Here is a 252-nt window from a genome sequence, read left to right on the forward strand (position 1 = left end):
TTTATTACTTGATTTCAGAAATCCCAGTGATGTGGCAGAAGCATCAGTTCCACCTTTGCCTACTTTATCTTTAAGCTCCAAAATTATTCTCTGGGCAGTTTTGGCACCTATCCCTTTGACATGCTGAATTGTAGCAACATCTCCTGCCAAAATTGCATGTTCGATTTCAGATGAACTTAGCGATGATAGGATCATGAGTCCAGTACTCGGGCCTACGCCATTAATAGAGAGGAGCAATAAAAAGAGGTGTTT

At 40.9% G+C, this 252-nt stretch carries 1 protein-coding gene; it reads right to left on the reverse strand.

Features of this window, described 5'->3' with window-relative positions; genetic code table 11:
* A partial coding sequence (gene ruvA, locus JEM65_RS21330) for a Holliday junction branch migration protein RuvA (RefSeq protein WP_233530785.1) occupies window positions 1-252 on the reverse strand: 252 nt, incomplete at both ends.

This window comes from Gelidibacter salicanalis, from assembly GCF_016469035.1.
Classification (GTDB): domain Bacteria; phylum Bacteroidota; class Bacteroidia; order Flavobacteriales; family Flavobacteriaceae; genus Gelidibacter; species Gelidibacter salicanalis_A.